Origin of the sequence: Methanobacterium aggregans, assembly GCF_017874455.1 — an archaeon.
GTDB lineage: Archaea > Methanobacteriota > Methanobacteria > Methanobacteriales > Methanobacteriaceae > Methanobacterium_C > Methanobacterium_C aggregans.
The window spans coordinates 73,828-97,368 of record NZ_JAGGLN010000007.1; the positions used below are offsets into that span (position 1 = coordinate 73,828).

A 23,541-nucleotide genomic window follows, 5' to 3' on the forward strand; every position below is an offset into this window, starting at 1 on the left:
CCCTGTTACAATGATTTTATTATCCACTTATTTTTTTATTATTTACTTATTTTCTTATCCAATTATTTAACGGATACTTTCCCTACTCCTTCTCTTAGCACGATATTCATCTATAACCTTTAAAAGTTTTTTCTTGTCCTCATCAAGGATCCTGGATTCCATGTTGCTCTGCCATTTTTCAATCTCTTCCCTGAGCACTTCAGAGGTTACAACAGCAAATTCATCTATCAATTTAAGGTTAAGATTCTCTGCAGCGAGTATGGGAACCATATTTCGTTCAAATTCTTCCTCAGCAGGGTGGGATATTTTATCCTGAGTTACAACTGCCTTCACACCCATATCAATAAGTAGTGATGCAGTTTGTGAACCTCCTCCCTCTGAACTCACCAGAAAAACCACATCTCCCTTTTTTATCTTCCAGTATTCACATGCACGGTTTATTCCATCTCTTGTGAAGGATTCTATGATCTTAACTGGAACAACGTTCTTTGAAAGTTCAATGGATTCCATTCCCCTGATCAAATTTAAATTCTTTTCAAGCTCTTTTCGTCTTGATTTTTCTTTATCATATTTTATTTGAAGATTTTTTATAATATTAACCTTTGAAGCTACTTCTTTTCGTCGGAGTATGTCCTTGGAATATTCATAATACATTTTATCCATTTTAGATTGCATTTTCGATATTTCAGACTGCTTCTTGGTGACTGCAGTTTCAAGGGATCTGTTTTTGGCTTTCAATTTTTTTATAGTCCTTTTTTGGGATTTTATCTGCTTTCTAAGTCTTGAAACTGTTTCCTTATAATGTTCCAGTTTAGCATCGTATGAATCTTCGTAGGTTCCAGATCGATCCCTGAAATTTGAAACATCCAGAAATTCTCTTTCAAATCCCCCATGAATACTGGAAACCTTACTGGATTTTTCAGCTTCAATACCATCTAAAACCTGTTTTATTGCCTTGGTTATGGGAATATCGTTTATTACCATTATCTTTACATTATCCACAGCATTTGCAGGTAACCCAAGACTTTCTGCTCTTCTCTCGATCTGTTGGAGTTTGTTCTGATAGTCCTTGTAGGTTTTGACAGCTGCTGCCAGTGCATCTCTTTCATGGGCATTCTGAGATATTTCATGGGAAGATACAACTTTTGAACGATCAGCAGATGTTTTTAAGTTGAGGTATGCATCCACAAGTTCTGTTTTTGATTCCACAGACATCAACTTGTATGGAGAATGTATCCTGGAGTTGAGGATTGAAGCAAGCTTTTTCACTGTTTTTGGCGGAGGATAAACATCAGTTGCAATTAAAACTGTTTTACCATATTTTATTATATTTTTTATCACATCTGCACGTGATATTTCCTTAAAACTACCTACAAAAAGAATTTTACCTTCAAGGTCCAGTATAGCCATGCCTACTGTAAGCCCTGGATCAAAACCAACGATTATTCCCCTCTGTCCATCAAGGGTTTTTTCATCATTTAAAAATGTATCTGAATTTTTCATCTGATTTAAACCATGAATATTCTTATAAACCAGTTAATTTCCCCCGAATATTCCTTTAATATCCCTCTGCATGTTTATTATGGGTTTATCTAATACTTATTATTTCTTGTTGATGGTTTTGATCATCCTATTTTTCAGTGGCTTTAAAAAAAATATTTTAAGATAGGGTTGTCCATTTAAAATGGATTTTTTCCAAGTATCACAACACACATGGTTAATCCAGGTTCAAGCTTTGCATTATCTCCATTTCAACAGCTGCAGCCCTTACCTTCTTGAGGTATTCTTCCTGAATAGTTTTTAAGAAATTATTTTTTGCATACCTATCCTCATGGAACTTAACCCCCTTATAAACCACGTCCATGAGTATCAGGTTTTCTGGAGGTGCAGGGAGGATTACATGGTTTAAATTGGGATTCAGGAGTGTTCCAAGTTTTTCTACATCCATTCCACCTGTACCAACCATTAGGAGAACATTGACCATCTTTCTGACCATGTTCCACAGGAAATTCTTTCCCCAAACATCAAAAACAATGCATCCATTATTTTCAGATACTTCAATGCTGTTGATGGTTCTTACTGGACTTCTTTCACTTTTTTTTGATAAATTATGGAAGTCATGAGTTCCCTCGAAGATTTTTGAGGCATGTTTCATCTTTTCAATGTCGAGGGATAATTTTTTGAAGGGATCCTCCATAAAAACGTACCTGTAATGTCTTTCTATTGCAAATCTAGGGATGAAGTTTGATGGAACTTCTGCAGATGCCAGAATTCGTATGCTTTGAGGTAAAAGATCGTTTATCTGGTTTACTATCAACTTTTCATCCGTGTTGAATGAGACCACATTTCCAAGGGCATGAACACCTTTATCAGTTCTTCCAGCTATTGAATAACCTGATTTTTCAGGTGAATCCATTAAACCAACCTTTTTGAAGACTTTTATAAGTTCACCTTCAACTGTCTGGAAGTTGAGCTGCCTTTGAAATCCATGAAAATCTGTTCCAATGTAAGCTACCTTCAAAGCCACTTTCACCACTTTATCACCCTTAAAAAAGTATTATAATCCATTTAAGTTAATTTAAATATTTTTTTTATTTGTTTCAGTTCCTTATAATAATTCTCCAAAATATCTTAGTTCTCAGAGGATTTTTAAGTAGCAGGATCTAACTTTCATAATTTTATTCATATCTAAATCTTATTCCGATCTAAATCTTTTTTTTATCTATAATTCATGATATAGGATGTTTTTTTAATCTGGAGTTGAAGCGAACTAACTAAAGATTTTATGATTGTTTTATATAACATTTTAATTCAATATGTTTCTATGAAAGGTTCAGTTCCAGGAATCCCAATGGATGATCCTCATGAAAAAGACTGCATACCCAGTGATTCTAAGAGGTTTATGAGTAAAAAATGGGGATATTTAAGTGTAATAGTTGCAACCCTACTTTTTGGAATCTGGAACACCTTTAACAAGATTTTACTGGAGGATCTAGACCCTATAGCCCTTTCAGCAATTGTTTACTGCATTGCCGGTGCTTTTCTATTTATAATCCGATTTTCACCACTTAACAACAGGATAATGTCATTTTTAGATGCCGATTGTAATGCTGAAACCCATATTTCACGAAGGGATTACTTGATACTCCTCGTAACTGCAGTTTCAGGGTCTGTGATTGCTCCAATTATCTACCTCAATGGTTTGAAACTGATAACAGCTGTTACTGCATCCTTACTAATGAACGTGGAGATACTGTTCATAATTCTCATTGGAGTGTTCTTTTTAAGGGAAAGTTTGAAAAGGAAGGATATACTTGGTTTTATTTGCCTTGTAACTGGAACTGTGTTTCTCGCTGTAAATGGAAGTCCAGGAAATTTTTCAGCAGGCTTAACAGGTAACCTTGGAACCATTCTTGTGATAGTTGCAGCATTCTTCTGGAGTATAGATACCAGTCTGAGCAAATTTTTAAGTGGAAAACGGGATTTACTCTTTGTAAGTGCCCTGAAATGTTCAATAGGAGGATTGATTCTGCTTTCATTATCCATTGTGCTGGGATCCAGTTTCAGTGTTCCCCTGAATCACGTGCCTTACCTCTTATTTATAGGGCTTGTGAGTATTGGATTCTCATTTGTACTTGTTTACTTCGCAATCCGGCAGATAGGTTCAACAAGAACAGGATCCCTGTTCTCACTTTCAGCATTATTCGGAGCCATATTTGCCTTTGCAATACTGAACGAACCTTTCACCATATTCCAGCTTGTATTTGGGCTTTTAATGCTTCTGGGAGTTTTCATTCTCTACAAAAACGGGACATGAAAAATTTAAGGTTTGATAGAAGAGTATTAATTGGTAGAAATTAAAATTCAAGTTACAGGTTAATTCTAATCTTAAAATTAAACTGATGTTAAAAGATAACAAATCAAGTTCACTAAAAAATGAAAATAATGAAGTGGTAAAAATGGTTCTTTCAAAGGATGATATGCTCATAATTCCAGCTGTGGATATAAAGAATGGTAAGTGTGTTCAGCTGGTTCAGGGAAAGCCCGGAACTGAACAGGTTATAATAGAAAACCCTGAAAAAGTTGCAAAAGACTGGGAAAATAGGGGTGCTGAAGTTTTACATATAATAAACCTTGATGGTGCATTTGGTGATTCTGAACGAAATGCAGCAGTTATAAGCAAGGTTCTTCATGAGGTTTCTGTACCAGTGCAGCTTGGGGGAGGTATAAGAACCACTGAAGATGCTGTTAAACTACTTGATATGGGTGTTGAACGTGTTATATTAGGCACAATGGCCGTGGAGAACCCTGAAAATGTCAGAATACTTGCAGATGAATTTGGAAGTGAAAGGATAATGGTTGCACTTGACAGTAAAGATTCCATGGTTGTTGTTAAGGGTTGGACCGAAAAAACTGATAGAACAGCTCCCCAATTTGGGAATCTCTTTGAGAAGAAGGGTGCAGGAGGAATACTCTTCACAAACGTTGATGTTGAAGGATTACTCCAGGGATTTGACACCCAACCACTAATTGAACTTCTTGAAGCAGTTAAAATACCTGTTGTATATTCTGGAGGAGTTACATCAATTGAAGATGTTGCAAAACTCAGTGAAACTGATGCTGCAGGTGTTGTGATTGGATCAGCACTTTACAGGGGTAAAATGAAGTTTGAAGATGCGCTGAAGTATCAAAAAACATCCTGAATTTATTGAGATGGTTAATTGGTGAATGTAACTAAAGGGATTGAATGTAACTCACAAATCTAGAATTAAATGGTTCGAAATCCCCTCAGAAGAATATCATCTTCTGCAGTTTCAACCACCTTCCTCATTCTGAGTATCTGGTCCGGATTGGTGGAAATTGAGGTTATTCCATAATCAACGAGTTTTTTAACAATTGTTTCATTGGATGCAGCATGTCCACATATGCAGGTTTCAATGTTCCACTGGTTGCACTTTTTGATAACAAGTTTCACCATTTTTAAAACAGAACTGTGCATTAAGTTGAAGTGTTTTGCGACTTTAACACCTCTACGGTCAACCGCAAGGGAGCACATTGCAAGGTCGCTCATTCCTATACTTGCAAAGTCCATTCCTTCATTCATTAGCTCGTCCAGGGTTAAGACTGCTGAAGGTGTTTCAATGGATGCACCCACCTCCAGATCTCTGTGTGGTTTTATCCCCACTTCTTTCATGGCTTTCTTTGCTTCATGGTACTCTGAAACATCCCTTATGAAGGGTATTTTAATTCCCAAATTGTCGTAACCCTGATCAAGCAGTATCCTTACAGCTTTAAATTCTGATAATAAAATTTCAGGGTTTTGAAGATCCTTCTGTATTGCCCGGAGTCCAATTAAAGGATTAGATTCATGAGGCTCGACTTCACCCCCTTCAACCCGTTTCAGTTCATCCGTTGGTATGTCAAATGTGCGGAACCATACTGGTTTTGGGTAGAATGCATCAACAATCTTTTTTACACCTTTTACAATAACTTCTGTTAATCTTCCCTCTTCCTGGAGGAGTGAGGGATGTTTTCCAGTGTTCAGGATCATGTTCTCTATTCTAATGGAGCCAACTCCATCTGCAAAGGGTGCAACACTTGCTGCAATTTCTGGCACATTTATGTTGACCTTAACATTGGTTGATGGTCTGCAGACTTCTAAAAATTCCCTTTCAGACTCAATTTCAATGAAACCTGCATAGATGTTGCCGGTTTTCCCGTCAACCGTTACGATCATTCCATCTTCTAGGATGGAAGTTCCTTTCTCTGTTCCAACTATACAGGGGACCTGCATCTCCCTTAAAACTATGGCAACGTGGCTGGTTATTCCACCGTAGTCTGTTACAACTGCCCCTGCCTTCTTGAGGTGTGAAAGCATGTCCCTTGATGCTCTTGAAACCACAACGATCTCTCCCCCCTCAAGTGCCAGGAGATCCTCATGCTTTTCAACCTTTTTAACTTCCCCTATACCAATATAAGAACTTGTACCAATCCCTTTAAGAATTATCATACATTATATTCTTTATTTTTTGGTGTAGAAATATTTTGGGTATTTAGTATATCCACAGAGTTTGAATGGTTTTTTTCTCCATAAATATAGGGGATCATTACAATAATCACTAGAAATGTATAATATAACTGATTGATTGGTATAAATAATTGAATGGGGGATCTGAATTCCAAGAACCCCTTAAACTTTTTTTATTCAAATTTTATAAGTTTAAGAACATTAAAAAAATTTAAAAACAGGAATTCTGCAGATTTAATAGAAATAATTTAATAGGAGTTCAATTAAGGTACTCTTTTTAAGTAAAACTCAAAAATATCTAAAGAAATAGGGATGGAAAAGATTTGAGGCTTAATGAATTTACTGTGGATAAATGAATTGGAGTGAGAACCCTTGTCCTGTAATGGGATCAGGTTGCAAACCTCTCAAAAAGACCCGCAAATTTCCTTACAACACCCTTCAGAGGGCCCATCTTTTCTCCAAACTTGTACATCACATGCACATCCTCTTTTTTCAGCCCTCCAAATAATGTTAAAGCTGAAACATATATGAATGGGGCCAGAATTATTCCTAAAAATAGGAATAAACGTGTTTTTGGGAAAGGAATGAATATAATTCCCATTATGATTGAGGCAATTATTATCTTTGTAAAATCTCCCTTTGGAAGCTGTGCATCAGTCATTTGGAGGGTTTTACCAAGGACCGTGACCATTATGAAGACTGCAGCTATGGTTGTTGCAAGTGCTGCGCCATTTATACCGTATACTGGCACCATGATAAAGCTTAAAACCAGATCTATTATGGTTCCCAAAACTAGTGCAGTCATTGGAAGGTTGGGTTTTCCAAGTCCCTGGCATATGCTGGCTGAGACAACGTAAACAGTGAAACACAGCATTCCTGCTGAGAGTATCTGTAGAGCCCCAGTTCCATTAAGAAAGGCAGGATTTGGGAAGAGCAAGCCTATTATTGGTGCTGCAAAGACTATGGTTCCAACAGAAAGTGGCAGCACAAGGAGTGTTACGTACCTGTAGGACTGTAAAATATAGGTTCTGAGGAGATGTTTATCATTTAAGCTGAATGCCTCTGAAGCAGCAGGTAGAGCAGCAGTTGCAATTGACATGGATATTACAAGGGGCAGTCTTGCAATTGGGCTTGCTGCGTTGTAGTAACCAACGTACTCACTCGCCATGAAGTGACCTATAACGTACGTTCCAATATCGTAGAGTGCCAGTTCTGCAAATCCTGCTATAACAACGGGTATGGAAAATATCAGAAGCCTTTTTGCTATTGAAATCTCTTCTCTCCAGGTTATGCTTGTATTTTGATGTGGTTTGAGACTTCCATGTTTTCTTAGTTTTGATATCCTTTTCAAGGTGATCCTTTTGAATATATAAACTCCCACTAATGTGGAAACAATAAACCCAATGGCAGTTCCCACAACTGCTCCTGCAACGTACCATCCAAGAAGAACTAGAACTACAGCCCCTGCTATGGTGAATATCTGTTCTGTAGCACGTGTTATGAGGATGTTGGTCATCTCATACATTCCCTGGAAAACACCCCTTAAAGCTCCTACAATCACACTGAAGGGAGTTATAAGTGATATTAATTGTAAGGGCAACACTGCTTCAGGTTTATGTAAAAAACCTATTGCAATGGGTTTGGCCAAAAAGAATATCATGATACTTGCAACTATCGAGAGTACAACCATGATCTTGGTGGAGGTTTTTATGACCTGCCGAACCATGAATTCATCATCCCTTGCAGAGTAATGTGAAACGTACTTTGCAATGGCTGGTGGAAGACCTCCTGCAGCAAGTAAAATCAGAACATTCTGAGCGGGCAGGGTTAAACCTAAAATACCATACCCTGCAGGGCCAAGAAGAATTGCCATTAAAGAACGGTAGATGTATCCTCCGATACGGAATATGAATGAACCTAAAAGGATTACGAAGCTTCCCTTTGCTATCTTTGAACTCATGATAATTACCAACTTACAATGTAACCCAAACAAAAAAGAAACTATCTAAAATTAATTTCCATTTTATAACCAAAATATATTGTTAAAGGGTTTCTGATTTAAGATTGAGATGTACTCACTATAAAATCTACTCATTGATTAAATATTGTTCTAACTCTTTTTTTAAAACTTTAAAATTGAACAGTAAGATAGTTTTTATTGATTTAAAACTTTATAAATATTTAACATAGTTAAAAATTAAAGCATGAAAAATAGTTCAAATGAAAATATTTTAAATTCTTTGAAAGATGTTTAAAGATAACAATTAAAAAAAATATTGATAACAGAAAAATCAGAAATTTAAAGCTTGAATCAGTAAAACATTGGGGTGTAAACATTAAACTCGTAATGGCAACAGGAACATTTGACATAATACATTCAGGTCATGGATATTACCTTCAAGAATCCAAGAAACTCGGTGGAAAGGATGCAAAACTCGTTGTGGTTGTTGCAAGGGATGCAACAGTTAGGTCAAAAAAGAGGGTTCCAGTGGTGGGTGAAAAACAACGCCTGGAAGTCGTGAAAATGTTGAAACCCGTTGATGAAGCGTACCTTGGGAGTACAACAGATATGTTTGAGATAGTGAAAAAACTGAAACCTGACATAATCGCAATAGGTCCAGATCAGAACTTCAACCTTGAAGATCTTAAAAAAGAGCTTGAAAAACGTGGTTTAAACTCTGAAGTCATGAAGGTTGAAGGTTATAAAAAAATGCCCCTTGACAGCTCCTGCAAGATCATAAAGAAGATAAGGAAGATGGAGTTTGATGAAAAAATCTTTGAGAAATGTTAAAATTTCTTTTCCTTTTTTACTTCAATTTACATAAATCCAAATCTTATTCCATCCTTAAAAATTATTATTATCAATAATATTAATATTAATATTTAAAGTATTTTTTATGCTGATAACCTATTGAAATTATTGAAATAATGGAGTTAAATGGGTAATCTTCACCAATTATTTAAGTGTTTAATCTTTAAAAAAAGAAAAAAAGAAAGGTTTAAAAAGGCAATTCTGAGTAGATACCTTTTAACGTCCACGAGCTGGTATTCCAATTATTTATAACTCCGAATGTGTTTCTTAGGCTTATTGCATCTGCATTGTACCATTTACCATTCACATATATCTGAGCCCATACATGTCCATATACAGTTCCACTTGAGAATGTGCAACTTCCATGTACGTATCTTGCAGGGATTCCTGCAGCTCTTGAGAGTGCTACTATTAGGTGTGATGTGTCAACACAGTTTCCTGTTTTAGCGTTCAGTGTTCCTACTGCACCGTATTGGGTGTTGTAGTAGAATTTATAGCCGAGATTGTCCCTTACCCAGTTGAATATTTTAGTTGCTTTATCACAGCTTGATGTTGCACTGCTTGTTATTGATTTTGAAAGTGCAACTATGGCTGCATTTGTTGATTGACAGTTTTTTGTTGGATTCAAGTACTGCTGTAGGCTTGCTGGTATGTCGTCTTGGGTTGTATTCTTCCATGGATTCATTGAAACATAGCTAGGAAGGTATTTATTCGTTCCATAGAAGTTCAATATCTTCGAGTACATGTAGACCAATGATTCGAACTGAATTTTTCCAAGAGAACTTGCTGCATAGTTTGGAGCCGCTCCATTTGCATTCATGAAGGAGCTCAATTTACTTGCAATTGCAAGATACTCTGTTTTGTTAATGTTTCCACTTTTAAGGTCTTCTGTTGGATTCGAAGGAGCATCCACACTTTTCAGTGTTACCGATGCTGTTGAACCTTTGCTAATATTTAATAATCCATCTGTTAGTAGTTTCAGGAATTCAGGCATTTCTACCTGGACTGAACCTATCTGAACATAGTTTGGAAGTTTTTTATTTGTTTCAACGTATGTTTTAACCCTTGAAGCTGCATCCTTGATCTGATCCCGTGTAAATTTTGTTACCTGGGTCTGGTTGTTTGATGGTTTCCCATTGTTTGCCGGGGTGTAGTTGAAATTTTTATCGATCAAACCATACCTGAAGAGTACATATCCTGATGCACCATTGTTCCAAGCAGATTTGACATCACCATTCAATTCAACTCCGGGTATTGGAGTAACATTCTTATCGGACTCGTAGGTCTGAAGACCTGCTAGTACGGGCTTTCCATTCGCCTGACTTACTATGTAAGCCACTTTTTCACCTATCCAATCTGAGTTCTCATTGTAGTTTCCCTTGTAGATCATTGGCACAAGGAAATCCAGATACTGGGAAAGTTGTTTGTAGTCCTGTCCATAGTAATAACCATTCACAGCACCTTCCGGCATTAAAGCCGCTGAAATTGCTACTTTTGGTTTTATGGAGTTAACTGTGTCATGCACCCTTTTAACGAAGTTCGTTAGGGTTTGGGTTCCATTGGAATATTTGTAAGCTGTTCCAGGATACCTCACATAATCCAGGTGTATTCCATCGATGTTGTAGTTGGTTGTTACATCTTTGATGAAATTTATCAAAGTGTTCTGGTATGCTGTGCTGTAACCTGTCCTGTTTTCAGTTGTTTTAACCGTTTTATAACTTGTTACTGTTTTTGATTTAGATTTCCAGGTGTACTTCCAGGTGTACTTCCATTTGCCATGATACTTGTACCATTTTTTATACCATGATTTGTACCATGACTTCACAGTTGTTTTGTATGCAACCTTTTTGGTTACATTCACTTTGTAGGTGTAAGTACCCTGAGGATCAATCCATTTTCCATTTGCATCAACGAAACATGTGATCCATGCATGAACTCTTATTCCAGTACCACTGAGCTTACTCAGGATGGTTTTTAGTATACTTTGGTATGTTGGAGCTTCGATTCTATTTGTTTTCACGAATACATCGGTTATTCCATCTTTTATTAATTCATCAGCAGTTACCTTACTTACATCGTAAGTGCTGAGCCAGATTCCGTGGACATTATTATATGTTTCATCTCCTGCTGCCTCTGAACTTTGATTTGCTACTGAAACGTTGCTGTTAACACTATTGTTACTACTGTTTGTGCCTGAATTCGTGTTGTTATCTGTAGACTGATTCTTCTCTGCATCGCTAACTGCAGTCTCATTAATTAGAGTTTCTGCAGTTGTATTCTGAATTATAGTTGTATTCTGTAAGTCAGTTGTGTTTTCAGTTATATTGCTGGCATTCGTGATATTTTCTGCGATTTCCTGGTTTGCTGTGGTGGCATATATATAGCTTGTACTGGGTAGCACCATGCCAAAAAGCAATAGCACTACAAGCAACAAATGTCGCTTCATAAGTACTGCCCCCCAAATGATTCAGCAAATGTCAGATGAACACCTATGTGGTTCTGACAAGTAATATGATCTCTTTTTGAACATATAAATCTTTTGATTTAAAATTCCGAAAAACAAGAGCAAATATCTTCTTTAATGATTTAAAGCCATTAAAATGAGAATTGAAACGGGTGTTAAAGATTATTTTCACCCCTTTTAGGATATTGATATGAAAAAATATCTTCTTTTTAAGGTGCACCACTACAAAACATAACAATCTGAATTTTGAAATCCATTAAATTCTAGAGCTTATTAAAAAGGAATATGGAAATCGTTCAAAAAATTTTGAAATCCAAAAAAACGTTACTAAGGAATATTATTAAATTTCTGTTTATTTTAAGAAAATTGAATTTGAAACTTTTCAAGAAATAAAAAAAAATATTTTTTAAAAAATGAATAAAAAAAAGGTTTAAAAGTTCATATGAATAAAAGATGGGTTTTAGGTAACCATTTTCAAGATCTACGTTAAAACGTATTTTCCATAGGTCCTGTAGGTGTAGAGCCATTTAGTTTTCCATACCTTTTTCCATTTGTACTTGGTTACGTACTTACGAACCCATTTTCCGTGTCTTTTAACCCATTTCTTAACTTTGTATGCCTTTTTAACCCATGCCCGGTATTTTACTTTTTTGTATGCCACTCGAACCTTGTAGGTTACGTACTTTGCAATTCCGTATCTGAATACAACGTATCCTGAAGCACCGTAAGCCATTGCATAGGCTGCATCTGCACTCACTTCAGCTGCTGATAGAAGATGTAAGTTGCCATCACCCCTGTAATTCTGGAGTCCTGCAAGAACGGGTATTGAGTTGCCGTTTTTGTCATTTGCCAGATGTTTTATGTGGGCTATTTTACTGCCTATCCACTGGGTGTTGGTGTTGTAGTTTCCCTTGTAAGTCATTGGAACCAGAAAGTCAACGTAGTCTGCTAATTCATCGTAGCTTTGTCCGTAGTATTTTCCTGCGCCGTTGGATAGAATAACCTCATCTGGCATAACCGCTGCTGATAGGTATATCGATTTTCCAGAGAGGATGCTCCTTCTGACCTTGTACCAACCCTTGTACCAGTACTTCTTGTAGGGAACTGAAACCTTGGATGATTTAAGTCCCTGAGGGTCAACCCAGCCACCACTGGCATCTTTGAAACAGACTACCCATGCATGGACCTTTATGCCCCTAGTATGAGCATAGGGAAGAACCATACCAAGAACCTTGGTGTAGTAGTACGATGATGAAAATCGTGAAGATGAAACGAATACATCTGTAACCCCTGCATTTTTAAGGGCATCCCAGTTTGCTGCACTCATTCCCAGTGCAGTATCCCCACGTATCCAGTATCCACGAACAGTTAAATTTTTAGTTTCTGTTACAGATTGGTTGACTGCCTGAGTCTGGTTTGAGGTCGTGTTTTGAGTTAAATTTTGAGTGTCGTTAAGTTCATCTGCACTAACTGCACCAACACTCATAACTGCAAAACATAAGATTAGAAGGGCTGCGAGTATTAAACATTCTTTTTTATTAATTCTATTAATCATGTCGCCTCCTCTCTAAGAATGATTCAATTATTGGTTAACTTATTGAAAAATTTCCTAGATTAATTTTGGGTTTAAATCACTCATATATAAGTATTTTTAGGGCTAAAATAAAATAACATCACAAAGATAAACTCCTTTTCAGTTTAATAATCAAAGGGATGTTTTAAAAATGAATTTCCCCCAGTTCTGTGAATCAACCTGGGAACCAAGTTTTTGTTCAATTGTCGTAGCGCCAATATAAAAAAATAAACCCTTTTTAAAGGTTTTCCTGAAAATTCCGGCTTTAATCAATTGATCCCAAAACTTATATCTAAAAAAGTCAAGATAATGATATATATGGAGATAAAGAACATTGAAATGGCCATTGAAGTCCTTGAAAAATCCCCAGAATTTGCTGATCTTGTTCCGGAAGTGAGGAGCAACATAGTTATGGCAAAAGAAGGCGCAAAGGAAACCAAAGATGTTGCAGGTGTCCCCGGGCGTATCACAACAGTTAAAGGATGGCCTAAATCTTTTATGAAACCAGATTTTGGTGTTTCATCCCACATGGCCCGGCTTGTGCTGAGCATGATGAAACATGATCCCCAAAGGAGAAGTGCCCTTAACATCCGTTACAGTGAGGAAATAGTTGATATATGCAGAAAACTCGGTTTGAAGGTTTCTTCATACAACAGGCACCATGAACCTGAAGATGTGGTGAATTTTGAGGGAGGAACCATTCCATGGGGTGTTGAGGAGGCCATAGACAAACTTGGAGACATTCCAGATGTTGTTTACCACACTGGAGGGTGGGGAAAGGAACCCATGGTCTGTTTAACCGGTCCAGATGCCCTTGAAGTTGCTAAAACTGCAGTTTGCATTTCAAAACTTTACAGTGTAAGGGTCAAAAAGAGTAAAAATGAAACCCACACTAAATCCGAGAGAAATCTTTTAAAAAATTCTATGACTATTTCAGGCAGTTTTGAAGATAGTTACAGTGTTGTTTTTGCACCATCACGAAGTGAATATATTGGTAAAAAAGCCCATGTTTCCTGCACCTTCTGTGCAATAGCTGAAGGTAATAGTGAAGTGGATTCAAGGGTTTTATATAAAAATAACAATAACATGATAATTATGAACATGTTCCCCTACAACAGGGGTCACCTTGAAGTGGTTCCACTGGAACATGTTACAGATCTGAATAAATTAGGATCTGAGGAAATCAAGGATATCTTCGTCCTTGTACAAAGATCCATAGGGCTCATAAGGGAAGTTCTAAAACCAGATGGTATTAACGTTGGAATAAACCTCGGTAAAGCTGCAGGTTCCAGTATAAAACATTTACACATTCACATTGTGCCCCGTTTTAAAGTTGAATCCGGTTTCATGGAAACAACCGCAAATACCCGAGTTGTTGAAGAGAGTATCGATGAAACTTACACGAGGTTCATGGAAAAAATTGATATTTTGAGGGAAACCCATGAAGTATGATATGTACTATGAAATATTAGAGCAACCTAAATCATTAAAAAATACTTTGAAAGCTGAAAAAGTTCATATGAAGGAGATTGCAGATAAATTTGCAGAATTTGACAAAATTCATCTCGTAGGCTGTGGAAGCTCCCTTTCAACCTGCTTCTCAGCAAGGGATGCCATGGGTTTCCTATCAGATAAAGATATTGATGCCCACACAGGATACGAGTTTTTTTATCATAAAAACCTTAAAAAGGAGAATTCTGGAGTTTTGTTAACATCACAGTCAGGAGAAACTTCAGACACTGTAGCAGCATTACGTAAAGCCAAAGAAAACGGTTTATACACTGTTTCTATAACCAATGAGGAAGACAGTACCATGATGCATGAGTCTGATGATGCTGTACTCACCCGCTGCAACAGAGAAACAGCCATATTAGGCACAAAAACCTACATGACCCAGTTAATGTCCCTGTATGAAATTCTCTTCAGTATGGAGGGATCGGATGATGCTAAGGATGTTCTGAAGGACCTTGAAAAAATACCATCTATAACCAAGGACCTTTTAAGCAAAACTGAGGATGAAAACAGAGTTCTTGCAGAAAAATTCAAGGATGATAAGATTTTTTACTGTATGGGAAGCGGACCTAACTATGGCCTTGCATACAAAGTTGCAATGACCATGTTCATGGAAGGTGCACTCAAACATGCTTGTCCACTTTATTCTGGAGAATTCAGGCATGGGTTAATTGAAAGGGCTGAGAAGGATGTTCCAATAATGTTTTTAGATGCGGATTATTCTGGAGATGAATTAACCCATAAATCAATGGAATTTTCAGATAAAATTGGTGTGAAAAAGATTTTATATAAAATGGAAGATTATGCTGATGTTAATCCTCTTCTTGCACCATTTGTACTCGTAATTCCTATAGAATGGTTCATATATTACCTTGCACACTTCAATGGGGAAGATCCTGGAAGTACACGGCATATTGGTAAGGTAAGGTACTGATAGGTACTGCTAATTCCTCAAACAATTAATTTTTGGTAATTACAACCTATTCAATCCTTTATTTCATATTTTTGTACATATACTAGTTTTTTACACTTACTTTTTTTATTACTGATAATTTTTGTATTTAGGTTTCTATTCAGAATTGAATTTTAAAATCAACTGAAATAATGTTATTAAAATTTTTAAGAATGAACAATTAACAAGTTTATTAGAAGTAGATAATTAATGATTAATAAAAATAGCTTAATAGAAAAGAATTGAAAAAGTAGTGAAGTGAGGATATTTCAGTTTAAACTGTTTTTTAGTCTACTTTAACTTCAAAACTCTCATTCTTTTCAAGTTTTGGGAGTGTGACTGTTAAAACACCGTTTTCGAATTTTGCATTTGATTCGTTTATCAGTATTTTTGCAGGAAGCACCATCATCCTGCTTGCTTCACCATACCTTCTTTCCTTCTTGATGTAGTTAACATCCTCAACTTCAGTTTCTTCTTCGAATTTTGCACTGATCTCAATACTGTCCTCAGTTATATCAATCTTTATGTCCCCTTTTTTGACACCTGGAAGGTCTGTTTTTACGATTATGTTTTCATCGTCTTCAATTACATCCATCATTGGTTTTGCTGGAACATTCGAAGTGTAATCAGCTATCGCCTTCTCAAGCTCCTCCTGTTTCTCACGGATTGTGCCTACCATGTCGTTAAACATCTGTTCTGCTACGCCTCTTCTTTTCATCGTTAAATTCCTCCAGCTTATCCATTATTTCAGATACTCCAGTTCCCTCTGCTGCTGCAACCATCAGAGGATCTTCTACTTTATTAATATATTCATCTAAATACTTAACCCTTTCCACGAGGTCCATTTTGTTAAAAACACAGACAATTGGTGTTTTAAAAATGTGTTTTATCTCCTCAAAAAGTCGGAACTGGCTTTCAAGTGGATATCCTGAGGTTTCAGATGCATCGAAGATGAATAAAATAACATCTGCAAGGTGCTCCAGTGCAACCATTGCATTTAACTCTATTTCATTCATGTCCTTAACAGGCCTGTCCAGAAGTCCAGGAGTGTCTATGATCTGGTAACTCTGCCACCTGCGTTCGAAATGTCCTATCTGGATTCCTGTTGTTGTGAAGGGGTAATCTGCAACTTTAGGTTCTGCTGTTGTTATGTGTCTAAGCAGAGTTGATTTTCCAACGTTTGGAAATCCTGCTATTACTGCTGTTGTTGCATCAAAGTCTATTGTGGGCATGTTACGGAGTTTAGCCTTTGCAAAGTCCAGAAAATTCAGTTCATCTTCTATCCTGTAAACAACAGAGGATATACGGCCAAATGCTTCACTTCTAACTCTTGAAGCATCCTGAGGACTTGATCTTCTTACTTTAAAGACGTACTGATTTTCAAATTTTGATAGAAGTTCCACAGCCCAGTTCAAGGCTCCAAGAGACTTCTTCAGTTCGTCAACTCCCACCACAACATCTATGTAATCCTGGTAGAACATGTGCATTTCTTCAATCTTGGGGACCCTCTCAAGTATCATGTTGAAGGTTTCCTCTATAACCTGACAGGCAGTTTTAATCCTTGCTTCCTCAGTCTTCTTGGACTTCTGCTGGCGAGGAATATTAGAAGACCTTACCTTGTTTGCGGCCTTTTTAGCCCGTCTAAAACCCTTATCCAGAACTTCTTCTGGTGTTGGGATAGTTGGTATTAACATTTCATCACTCTCTTTTAAAATATCTTAATAATTCAGTTAAATTCAGTTTAAGTTAACTTTAATTGGTTAATTAATTTTTGTTAGCCTATTCAAGTTTATTATATTTTTTTAAAGTTATTAATCATGTTGATGTTAAAATAAGGTTCTAAAAATCTTAAAATGATTAAAAACTTGTTTTAAATCCATAATATTGTTAAAATCATGAACATCTACAGTTCACTCTAGGTTAATGTATGAATACTTCAATGTATAAAATGATCATGATGTGTTTAGAATAATATGTATAATGATTATTCTAGGGATTATTATGTTAAGGATTTATCACGTTTAAATGTTGTTCTTTTTTTGAACATTAAATGGATGTAAGTTAAGGGGATTTAGGTTTGCCATCCCAATTATGGATTGCATTCCTGATTTTATCCTGAATTATTCATTGAATATCTGGGAGTGGAACCTGTAAATCTTCACATCCTTAGCAAGCCAGCAGTCTGCCTGAAGCCCTGCCTTCATGCATGTGTTTGCTAAAAACTCTTCAACATTCCAACACCATTCAACTGCAACCTGCGGAAGTAAAAGTCCCCTGTATGGACCCATTTCAACTATCAATCCATCCTTACCCACTTCAACCTTTTCAATGTACTCTCGGGGATTCTCAACCATGATGATCTCTGGTTTTGTGAGCACACTGACTTCAACCTGTATGTCCTCAAATTCCCTTGGAGTTACAGGTGGAAAACGTGGATCCCTTGTTGCTGCAGATATGGCTGCATCAATAAGGCCTTCTATGAGGGGCATTACAGGTTCAGGATAACCTATACAACCCCTGAGATCCCCATTCCTCTGGAGGGTTACAAAAACCCCCATGAACTCCTTTAACTTCGCATCAATATTTCCTGGAACTTCCAGTATTCTCTTCTCATTGAGGTATGTTCCTATAGTTTCCCTTGCAATTTTTACTAGTGTTTCACCATCTTCACGAGATAAAAGATTCTTATCCTTTTTTTCTGCTTCATCTGATGCCATTACATTGCTCCTCCAACCATTGCTTTCGTAACTCTTATATGTGGGCCTCCATCTCCAACTGGTACTGTTTGACCTGCTTTTCCACAGAAACCAACTCCCATCTTGAAGTCAGATGCAACTGCATCCACGTTCATGAGTGTTTCCATTATGTTTCCAGATAATGAAACATCACGCAGTGGCTCTCCAATTTCCCCGTTCTTTATCATGAAGGATTCTGCAGCGTTGAACTGGAATATTCCCTTTCCAGTATCCACCTGTCCACCCCTTGAACCTTTAAGGTATATTCCATCCTTCATACCTTCAAGTAATTCTTCAAAGCTTTTATCACCGGGTTTGAGGTAGGTGTTACTCATACGAACCACTGGCTCGTCACCAACAGCAGACCTGGCATTTCCTGATGGTTCAATTTCAAGTTTGGATGCTGATTCCCTTGAACTCAGGAGGGATGTGAGAATTCCATCCTTAACAAGGAGGTTTTTACGTGTTTTAACTCCCTCAGCATCGTAGGGGTAGTAGCCGAAGGCATCCATACTGGCATCATCAATTATCGTAACGTGTTCCGAGCCTATTCGGGTTCCCATTTTTCCCTTGAGTATGGAATCGTTCTGGAGTATGAGATCCGCCTCTGCAGCATGACCCAGTGCTTCGTGGATGAAAACTCCTGTGAGTTCCGAGTCAAATACAACAGGAAAGCTTCCTGAAGGTGGTGAATTTGCATTGAGTAACCTAACTGCCTTGGATGCAGCAGTTCTTCCAAAATTTTCCAGATCCTCATTCTTTATGGCTTCAAATCCCTTTGCTCCACCGATACTTTTGTGGCCGAACTGTATCATTCCATTTTCTGATGCCACCGCATTTAGAAACATTGCAACCCTTGATTCATTGAGTGTTAGTGATGAACCCTCTGAACTCAGGAAAGCTGTTTTTCCCTCTGCATCAACGTAGTTGACACTGGTACTCACAACTTTATCAATATTTGCAGCTTTATCTGCATCCTGCATAACCTCTTTTTTCTCTTCAAGTGAAACATCTGACAATTTAATTTTTGCAGGAGATTTCACATTATCAACTACATTTGGAACATCTGCAAGTTTCACATCACTTTTTATTGAATTTGCAAGGCGCAGTGCAGACTCTGCTACTTCCCCCATCTTTTCCATTTGGGTTGTGAATGCAAATCCCCATGCACCACCCTTTAAAACCCTTACACAACCGCTTAGATCGGATCCAGACCGGATTTCCTGGATCTTACTATCTTTCATTATGATTGCAGTACTGTAAGTCTCATTAACCCTTATATCTGCATAATCTGCTCTTTTTTCAATGGAATTAATTGTTTTCTCCAGTAAATCTAAGTCTAATTGATCTTCCATGGTATCTCCCTTCATCTTACTGATTATACTTTTTTGATCTTCTTGGGATTATAATTTATTGATTGTTGTTGATTTTTGTATAAATTTGATATGTGCATTATTATGTGCATTATTAATTTGATATAATATTAATTTGATAAAAAATATAAAAAAATTTATAAAAAAATGATTTATAAACATAGACCACAGCATATAAAAAGTGATTTATATTATAAAACCTTAATAATAGACCGTTGATATTAAGTGAAGGGGTGCAGGTTCTAATTTTCACCATTTCATTACGTTTATTATATAATCATAAGCATATTTACTCGAATTACACTTTGTTAAAGCACCAGGTGACAATATGAAAACTGTGAAGGAGATAAACCAGAAAATCAAAGATGGAGATGCAGTGGTTGTGACTGCTGCTGAAATGACCCAGATTGTAAGGGAAAATGGTGCAGGAGAAGCTGCACGTGAAGTTGATGTTGTGACAACAGGGACCTTTGGTGCTATGTGCTCTTCAGGGGCATTTCTAAACTTCGGACATTCGGATCCACCTATAAAAATGTCAAAAACATACCTGAACGGTGTTGAAGCCTATTCTGGACTTGCAGCTGTGGATGCTTACATCGGTGCAACCCAGCCCAACAAAATTCCAGAAATTGGCCTTGATTACGGAGGGGCCCATATAATCGAAGACCTTATAAGGGGTAAAGAGATTGATTTTGTTGCAGAAGCCTATGGAACTGACTGTTATCCTCTTACAGAGGTTAAAACCAGTATAACACTGGACAAGTTGAACCAGGCCATAATGGTGAATCCAAGAAATTCCTACCAGAACTACGCTGCAGCAACCAACTCCACAGATGAAACCATTTACACTTACATGGGCACACTTCTGCCCAAAATGGGTAATGTGAGTTATTCAAGTGCCGGAGAGCTCAGTCCACTTTTAAATGATCCTTACTTTGAAACCATTGGTTTTGGAACGCGCATATTCCTCTGTGGTGCAGAGGGTTACATCATTGGTGAGGGAACACAGCACAACACCGATGTTGAGCGTAAAAACGGTGTTCCAACAGGCAGTGCCGGTACTCTCATGCTCAAGGGAGATATGAAGCAGATGGATGCTGAGTACGTTAGAGGTGCAAGCATGCCCAAGTACGGTCCAACACTTTACGTTGGTGCAGGAATACCAATACCTATCCTGAATGAGGATATAGCTCAAAGAACAGGTATCAGTAATGAAGAGATCCAGTGCAGTGTTGTGGATTACGGGGTTCCAAGGAGAAGCAGACCCACAATAATGGAAACCAATTACATGGAACTTCAAACTGGAAAAATAGAACTCAACGGTGTGGAAGTTCCAACTTCACCGTTATCTTCACTTAAAAAGGCCAGGAAGATTGCATTTGAACTTAAATCATGGATAGATAATGGAGAGTTTTTCCTTACAGAGCCCATCTCAAGGCTGCAGTCGGAGGGATCCATTGTTCGACCCCTTGAAATTAGGAAACCTTCAATTCTTGTGAAGAACATCAAGATCAAACCCATCATAACTGCCAGGCCCCGAGACGAGGTTGAGGATGTTGCGAGGAAACTGGTTGAAAACAGTATAAACCACCTTCCTGTTGTGGATGGTGAAGGTAAGCTTCGTGGTATTGTAACCTCGTGGGACATAGCAAATGCAGTTGCAAAGGGTAAAACGAAACTTGCAGATGTTATGACACGTAAAGTTGTGATAGCCCGGGAGGATGAATCTGTGGATGTGGTGGCAAGACGCCTGAACAAACACGAAATTTCAGGACTCCCCATCATTGATAAGGACAACAAGGTAAAGGGTATGATAACAGCAGAGGATATTTCAATGTTGATTTGTAATGGTTCAAGAAAAGGTAGAAATGGAGGGTCACTATGAAAGCATGGCTAAACTTTTCACCAGACATCGTAAACAAAGCAGTGATCTCAGATCTCATTAAAAACTATGATATTACCTTCAACATACTCAAGGCAAACATAACACCCAAGGGTGGGAAGATGCTCATTGAGTTAAGTGGAACACAAAAAGATGAAGGCATAGCATTCCTTGAGGAAAGCGGAATTCATCTGGATCCTGTAAAAAAGGTTGTTAAAAAGGATGAGGACAAATGTGTTGACTGTGGAGAATGCGTTTCACTATGTCCTGTAAAGGCTATTTCAATTGAAGAAGATTGGACAATTGAATTAGATGATAAACAGTGCATTGGATGTGGGTTCTGCACCAAATCATGTCCCATGAAAGCTATAAATGTTGCAGAATAAATACTGAGCATTTTAGAAGCTTTTAAATTTTTTATTTATTATTTTAGGTTTTATATTATTTTTTAAGTTATTTTAGGTTTAAATTATTTTCTGAAGTTTTTTTTATCAAAATAATTTATTAAATCAGATTATAGGAACTTGAATTTTTGTATATTGAATTTTTAGGGGTTGCATGGAATTGAAATGATTTAAAAAAAAGGAGTCTCTTTGAGGTCCTTTTAGAAAAAATATAATTTAAAAATAGAAGTAATTATTCAGTCAGATCCTGAAAATCTGGATATAAAACTGTAAATTCTGCTTTTACCCTCAAAAACTGCTTTTTCAGGACACATCTCCATGCAGCAGAGGCAGTTTATACATTTATCATATTCAAACACTGGTGTTGGTCTTTCCTTCAGGATTGCGTCTGTGGGGCAGCTTTTAACGCATATATTGCAGTTCGTACAGAGCTCAGGGTCTATTGCAGGTCTTGACCACCAGAGTTTCATTAAAGCTCTTGAAATGGAGGATGGAATCATCTCCATTGACCCTGCAAAGTTAGGAGGCCATTTGAAGTTATCAATATGTGGAAATTCCCCTAAAACCTTGATGTTTTCAATTAAAGATTCTCCAAGCCCCTGTTCATGTGCAATTCTGTTTGTGGGCACTTCCATGGGATTCTTGCCCAAGTAGTAGCATATGATGCTGTCTGCTGCAACTGCATCGTCTGATGCAATTACAACACCTATCTCTTTGGGGTTTCCAGCTGATGGTCCCATCCCATCCATTCCAACCACACCGTCAATGATGTTGAGATGGGGCTTGGAAAGTGCGAAGACATCAACAATTATCCCTGCAAAATCAGATGGCTTTGGTGCTAACTTATGGTAATCAGTTTTTTGAAGCCCTGGAATAACACCGTAAGTGTTTTTAACGGCACAGCTAAACTTGGTAAGTCCATGGGTTTTGATCTTGGGCAGGTTGATAAATACATCAGCATCAATAACTGGCTTGGCAATTCTGTATTTTCTACTGTTTCTCTCAAGTTCATAGATTCCTGATTTCTCAAAGTTAACAAGTTGAGCGCCTGTACGTTTGCAAACATCACAGAACCCTGTGATCTTCCAGAATTTTTCCATTCCACGTGCAGGTCCTCCAGGACTGTCCCCAACCATTGGTACTGCCCCTGCATCCTTCAAAATATTGATAACAGCTTCTATAACTGCAGGATGGGTTGTTATGAATGCTTCAGGAGATTTAGCCTGGAGCATGTTGGGTTTGATGAGCACCTTATCACCAGGCTTTACAAAGGAGGATATTCCTCCCAGGCCCTTTAAGGAGTTTTCCACAGCACTTTGGACTGCATCCAGATCGTAGGAACTGCATTCTGATATTGAAACTGTACTTTTATTCAATTTAGCACCACATTGATCCATCAAACATTAACAAAATATTTGCTCCTTTTTTAAAAAAAGATTTTTTAATTTTGATTTTTAAGTTTCTGCGTTTTCCAATGCAATTAATAGATCAAATTCAATCTTCAACCTCTTTCAAGATTTTTCTTCTGGCTTCGCCTATGGTGAGTGGATAGGGTTTGCCGAATGAAACATGATCCTCCTTGTTGAGGATTTCCATGAGGTGTGCTATCCTTGGAAGCCTTAAATTCGCATTTCTTATGGTCTCAACATCACTAAAAACAGTTTGAGGGTTACCTTCCTTTATTATGTTTCCATGACTGATTATGTAAACTGTGGATGCGTAAAGGGGGACCAGATCAACGTCGTGGGTGGATATTATGATGGTCATCCCATCAGCGTTGAGATCATACAACAACCTCATTATCTG

Annotated in this window: 18 protein-coding genes and 1 pseudogene; 7 read left to right on the forward strand and 12 right to left on the reverse strand. The window is 37.4% G+C overall.

Going from position 1 to position 23,541, the window contains the following annotated elements; genetic code table 11:
* Positions 1-66 precede the first annotated feature (66 nt).
* Entirely contained in the window at positions 67-1,503 is a 1,437-nt protein-coding gene (locus tag J2756_RS10340; protein WP_209585376.1) for a DUF460 domain-containing protein, read from the reverse strand.
* Positions 1,504-1,717: 214 nt separating this feature from the next.
* Positions 1,718-2,536, reverse strand: coding sequence for a tRNA pseudouridine(38-40) synthase TruA (gene truA, locus J2756_RS10345; protein ID WP_209585378.1), 819 nt, complete (start codon positions 2,534-2,536; stop codon positions 1,718-1,720).
* A gap of 288 nt (positions 2,537-2,824) precedes the next feature.
* On the opposite strand from truA, the gene J2756_RS10350 reads away from it, so the two are divergent.
* Both J2756_RS10350 and hisA read left to right on the forward strand, forming a co-directional pair.
* Positions 2,825-3,817, forward strand: coding sequence for a DMT family transporter (locus tag J2756_RS10350; protein WP_342593137.1), 993 nt, complete (start codon positions 2,825-2,827; stop codon positions 3,815-3,817).
* 142 nt (positions 3,818-3,959) lie between these two features.
* Positions 3,960-4,703 carry a 1-(5-phosphoribosyl)-5-[(5-phosphoribosylamino)methylideneamino]imidazole-4-carboxamide isomerase gene (hisA, locus tag J2756_RS10355; RefSeq protein ID WP_209585379.1) on the forward strand — a complete coding sequence of 248 codons (744 nt, stop codon included), beginning with the start codon at positions 3,960-3,962 and terminating at the stop codon, positions 4,701-4,703.
* Positions 4,704-4,768: 65 nt separating this feature from the next.
* Here hisA and J2756_RS10360 read toward each other — a convergent pair whose 3' ends face one another.
* On the reverse strand, positions 4,769-6,010 hold the full coding sequence (locus tag J2756_RS10360; protein ID WP_209585380.1) for a putative PEP-binding protein: 1,242 nt from the start codon (positions 6,008-6,010) through the stop codon (positions 4,769-4,771).
* 406 nt (positions 6,011-6,416) lie between these two features.
* Positions 6,417-7,988: a flippase gene (locus J2756_RS10365; protein ID WP_209585381.1), complete on the reverse strand. Its 1,572-nt coding sequence runs from the start codon at positions 7,986-7,988 to the stop codon at positions 6,417-6,419.
* Positions 7,989-8,375: 387 nt separating this feature from the next.
* Here J2756_RS10365 and J2756_RS10370 point away from each other — a divergent pair, with 387 nt between their 5' ends.
* Complete coding sequence (locus J2756_RS10370; protein ID WP_209585382.1) at positions 8,376-8,819, forward strand: adenylyltransferase/cytidyltransferase family protein; 444 nt, start codon at positions 8,376-8,378, stop codon at positions 8,817-8,819.
* A gap of 208 nt (positions 8,820-9,027) precedes the next feature.
* On the opposite strand, the gene J2756_RS10375 is transcribed toward J2756_RS10370, so the two are convergent.
* Positions 9,028-11,286, reverse strand: a complete 2,259-nt coding sequence (locus tag J2756_RS10375) for a pseudomurein-binding repeat-containing protein (RefSeq protein WP_209585383.1) — start codon at positions 11,284-11,286, stop codon at positions 9,028-9,030.
* A 499-nt stretch (positions 11,287-11,785) separates the two neighbouring features.
* Positions 11,786-12,859: a hypothetical protein gene (locus J2756_RS10380; protein WP_209585384.1), complete on the reverse strand. Its 1,074-nt coding sequence runs from the start codon at positions 12,857-12,859 to the stop codon at positions 11,786-11,788.
* 336 nt (positions 12,860-13,195) lie between these two features.
* Here J2756_RS10380 and J2756_RS10385 point away from each other — a divergent pair, with 336 nt between their 5' ends.
* Together J2756_RS10385 and J2756_RS10390 are read left to right on the forward strand one after the other, a co-directional pair.
* A complete protein-coding gene (locus tag J2756_RS10385) occupies positions 13,196-14,329 on the forward strand; it encodes a thiamine-phosphate synthase family protein (protein WP_209585385.1) in 1,134 nt (377 codons plus the stop codon).
* Complete coding sequence (locus J2756_RS10390) at positions 14,319-15,323, forward strand: SIS domain-containing protein (protein WP_209585386.1); 1,005 nt, start codon at positions 14,319-14,321, stop codon at positions 15,321-15,323. Before J2756_RS10385 ends, J2756_RS10390 begins: the two co-directional genes overlap by 11 nt.
* A 304-nt stretch (positions 15,324-15,627) precedes the next feature.
* On the opposite strand, the gene J2756_RS10395 is transcribed toward J2756_RS10390, so the two are convergent.
* From J2756_RS10395 to J2756_RS10410, 4 genes are all read right to left on the reverse strand, one after another.
* Positions 15,628-16,059 (reverse strand): Hsp20/alpha crystallin family protein, encoded by a 432-nt coding sequence (locus J2756_RS10395; RefSeq protein ID WP_209585387.1) that lies wholly within the window; start codon positions 16,057-16,059, stop codon positions 15,628-15,630.
* Positions 16,025-17,035, reverse strand: a complete 1,011-nt coding sequence (locus J2756_RS10400) for an NOG1 family protein (RefSeq protein ID WP_209585388.1) — start codon at positions 17,033-17,035, stop codon at positions 16,025-16,027. The genes J2756_RS10395 and J2756_RS10400 overlap by 35 nt, the downstream gene beginning before the upstream one ends.
* 426 nt (positions 17,036-17,461) lie before the next feature.
* A complete protein-coding gene (locus tag J2756_RS10405; protein WP_209585389.1) occupies positions 17,462-18,058 on the reverse strand; it encodes a TIGR00296 family protein in 597 nt (198 codons plus the stop codon).
* Positions 18,058-19,431 carry a TldD/PmbA family protein gene (locus tag J2756_RS10410; protein WP_209585390.1) on the reverse strand — a complete coding sequence of 458 codons (1,374 nt, stop codon included), beginning with the start codon at positions 19,429-19,431 and terminating at the stop codon, positions 18,058-18,060. The genes J2756_RS10405 and J2756_RS10410 overlap by 1 nt, the downstream gene beginning before the upstream one ends.
* A 346-nt stretch (positions 19,432-19,777) precedes the next feature.
* Here J2756_RS10410 and J2756_RS10415 point away from each other — a divergent pair, with 346 nt between their 5' ends.
* Positions 19,778-21,334 (forward strand): homocysteine biosynthesis protein, encoded by a 1,557-nt coding sequence (locus J2756_RS10415; protein ID WP_209585391.1) that lies wholly within the window; start codon positions 19,778-19,780, stop codon positions 21,332-21,334.
* Positions 21,331-21,717, forward strand: coding sequence for a 4Fe-4S binding protein (locus J2756_RS10420; RefSeq protein ID WP_209585392.1), 387 nt, complete (start codon positions 21,331-21,333; stop codon positions 21,715-21,717). Before J2756_RS10415 ends, J2756_RS10420 begins: the two co-directional genes overlap by 4 nt.
* A gap of 254 nt (positions 21,718-21,971) precedes the next feature.
* On the opposite strand, the gene J2756_RS10425 is transcribed toward J2756_RS10420, so the two are convergent.
* Together J2756_RS10425 and J2756_RS10430 are read right to left on the reverse strand one after the other, a co-directional pair.
* On the reverse strand, positions 21,972-23,111 hold the full coding sequence (locus tag J2756_RS10425) for a DUF362 domain-containing protein (protein ID WP_209585393.1): 1,140 nt from the start codon (positions 23,109-23,111) through the stop codon (positions 21,972-21,974).
* 118 nt (positions 23,112-23,229) lie between these two features.
* A pseudogene (locus J2756_RS10430) lies at positions 23,230-23,541 on the reverse strand (energy-coupling factor ABC transporter ATP-binding protein); the annotation flags it as partial.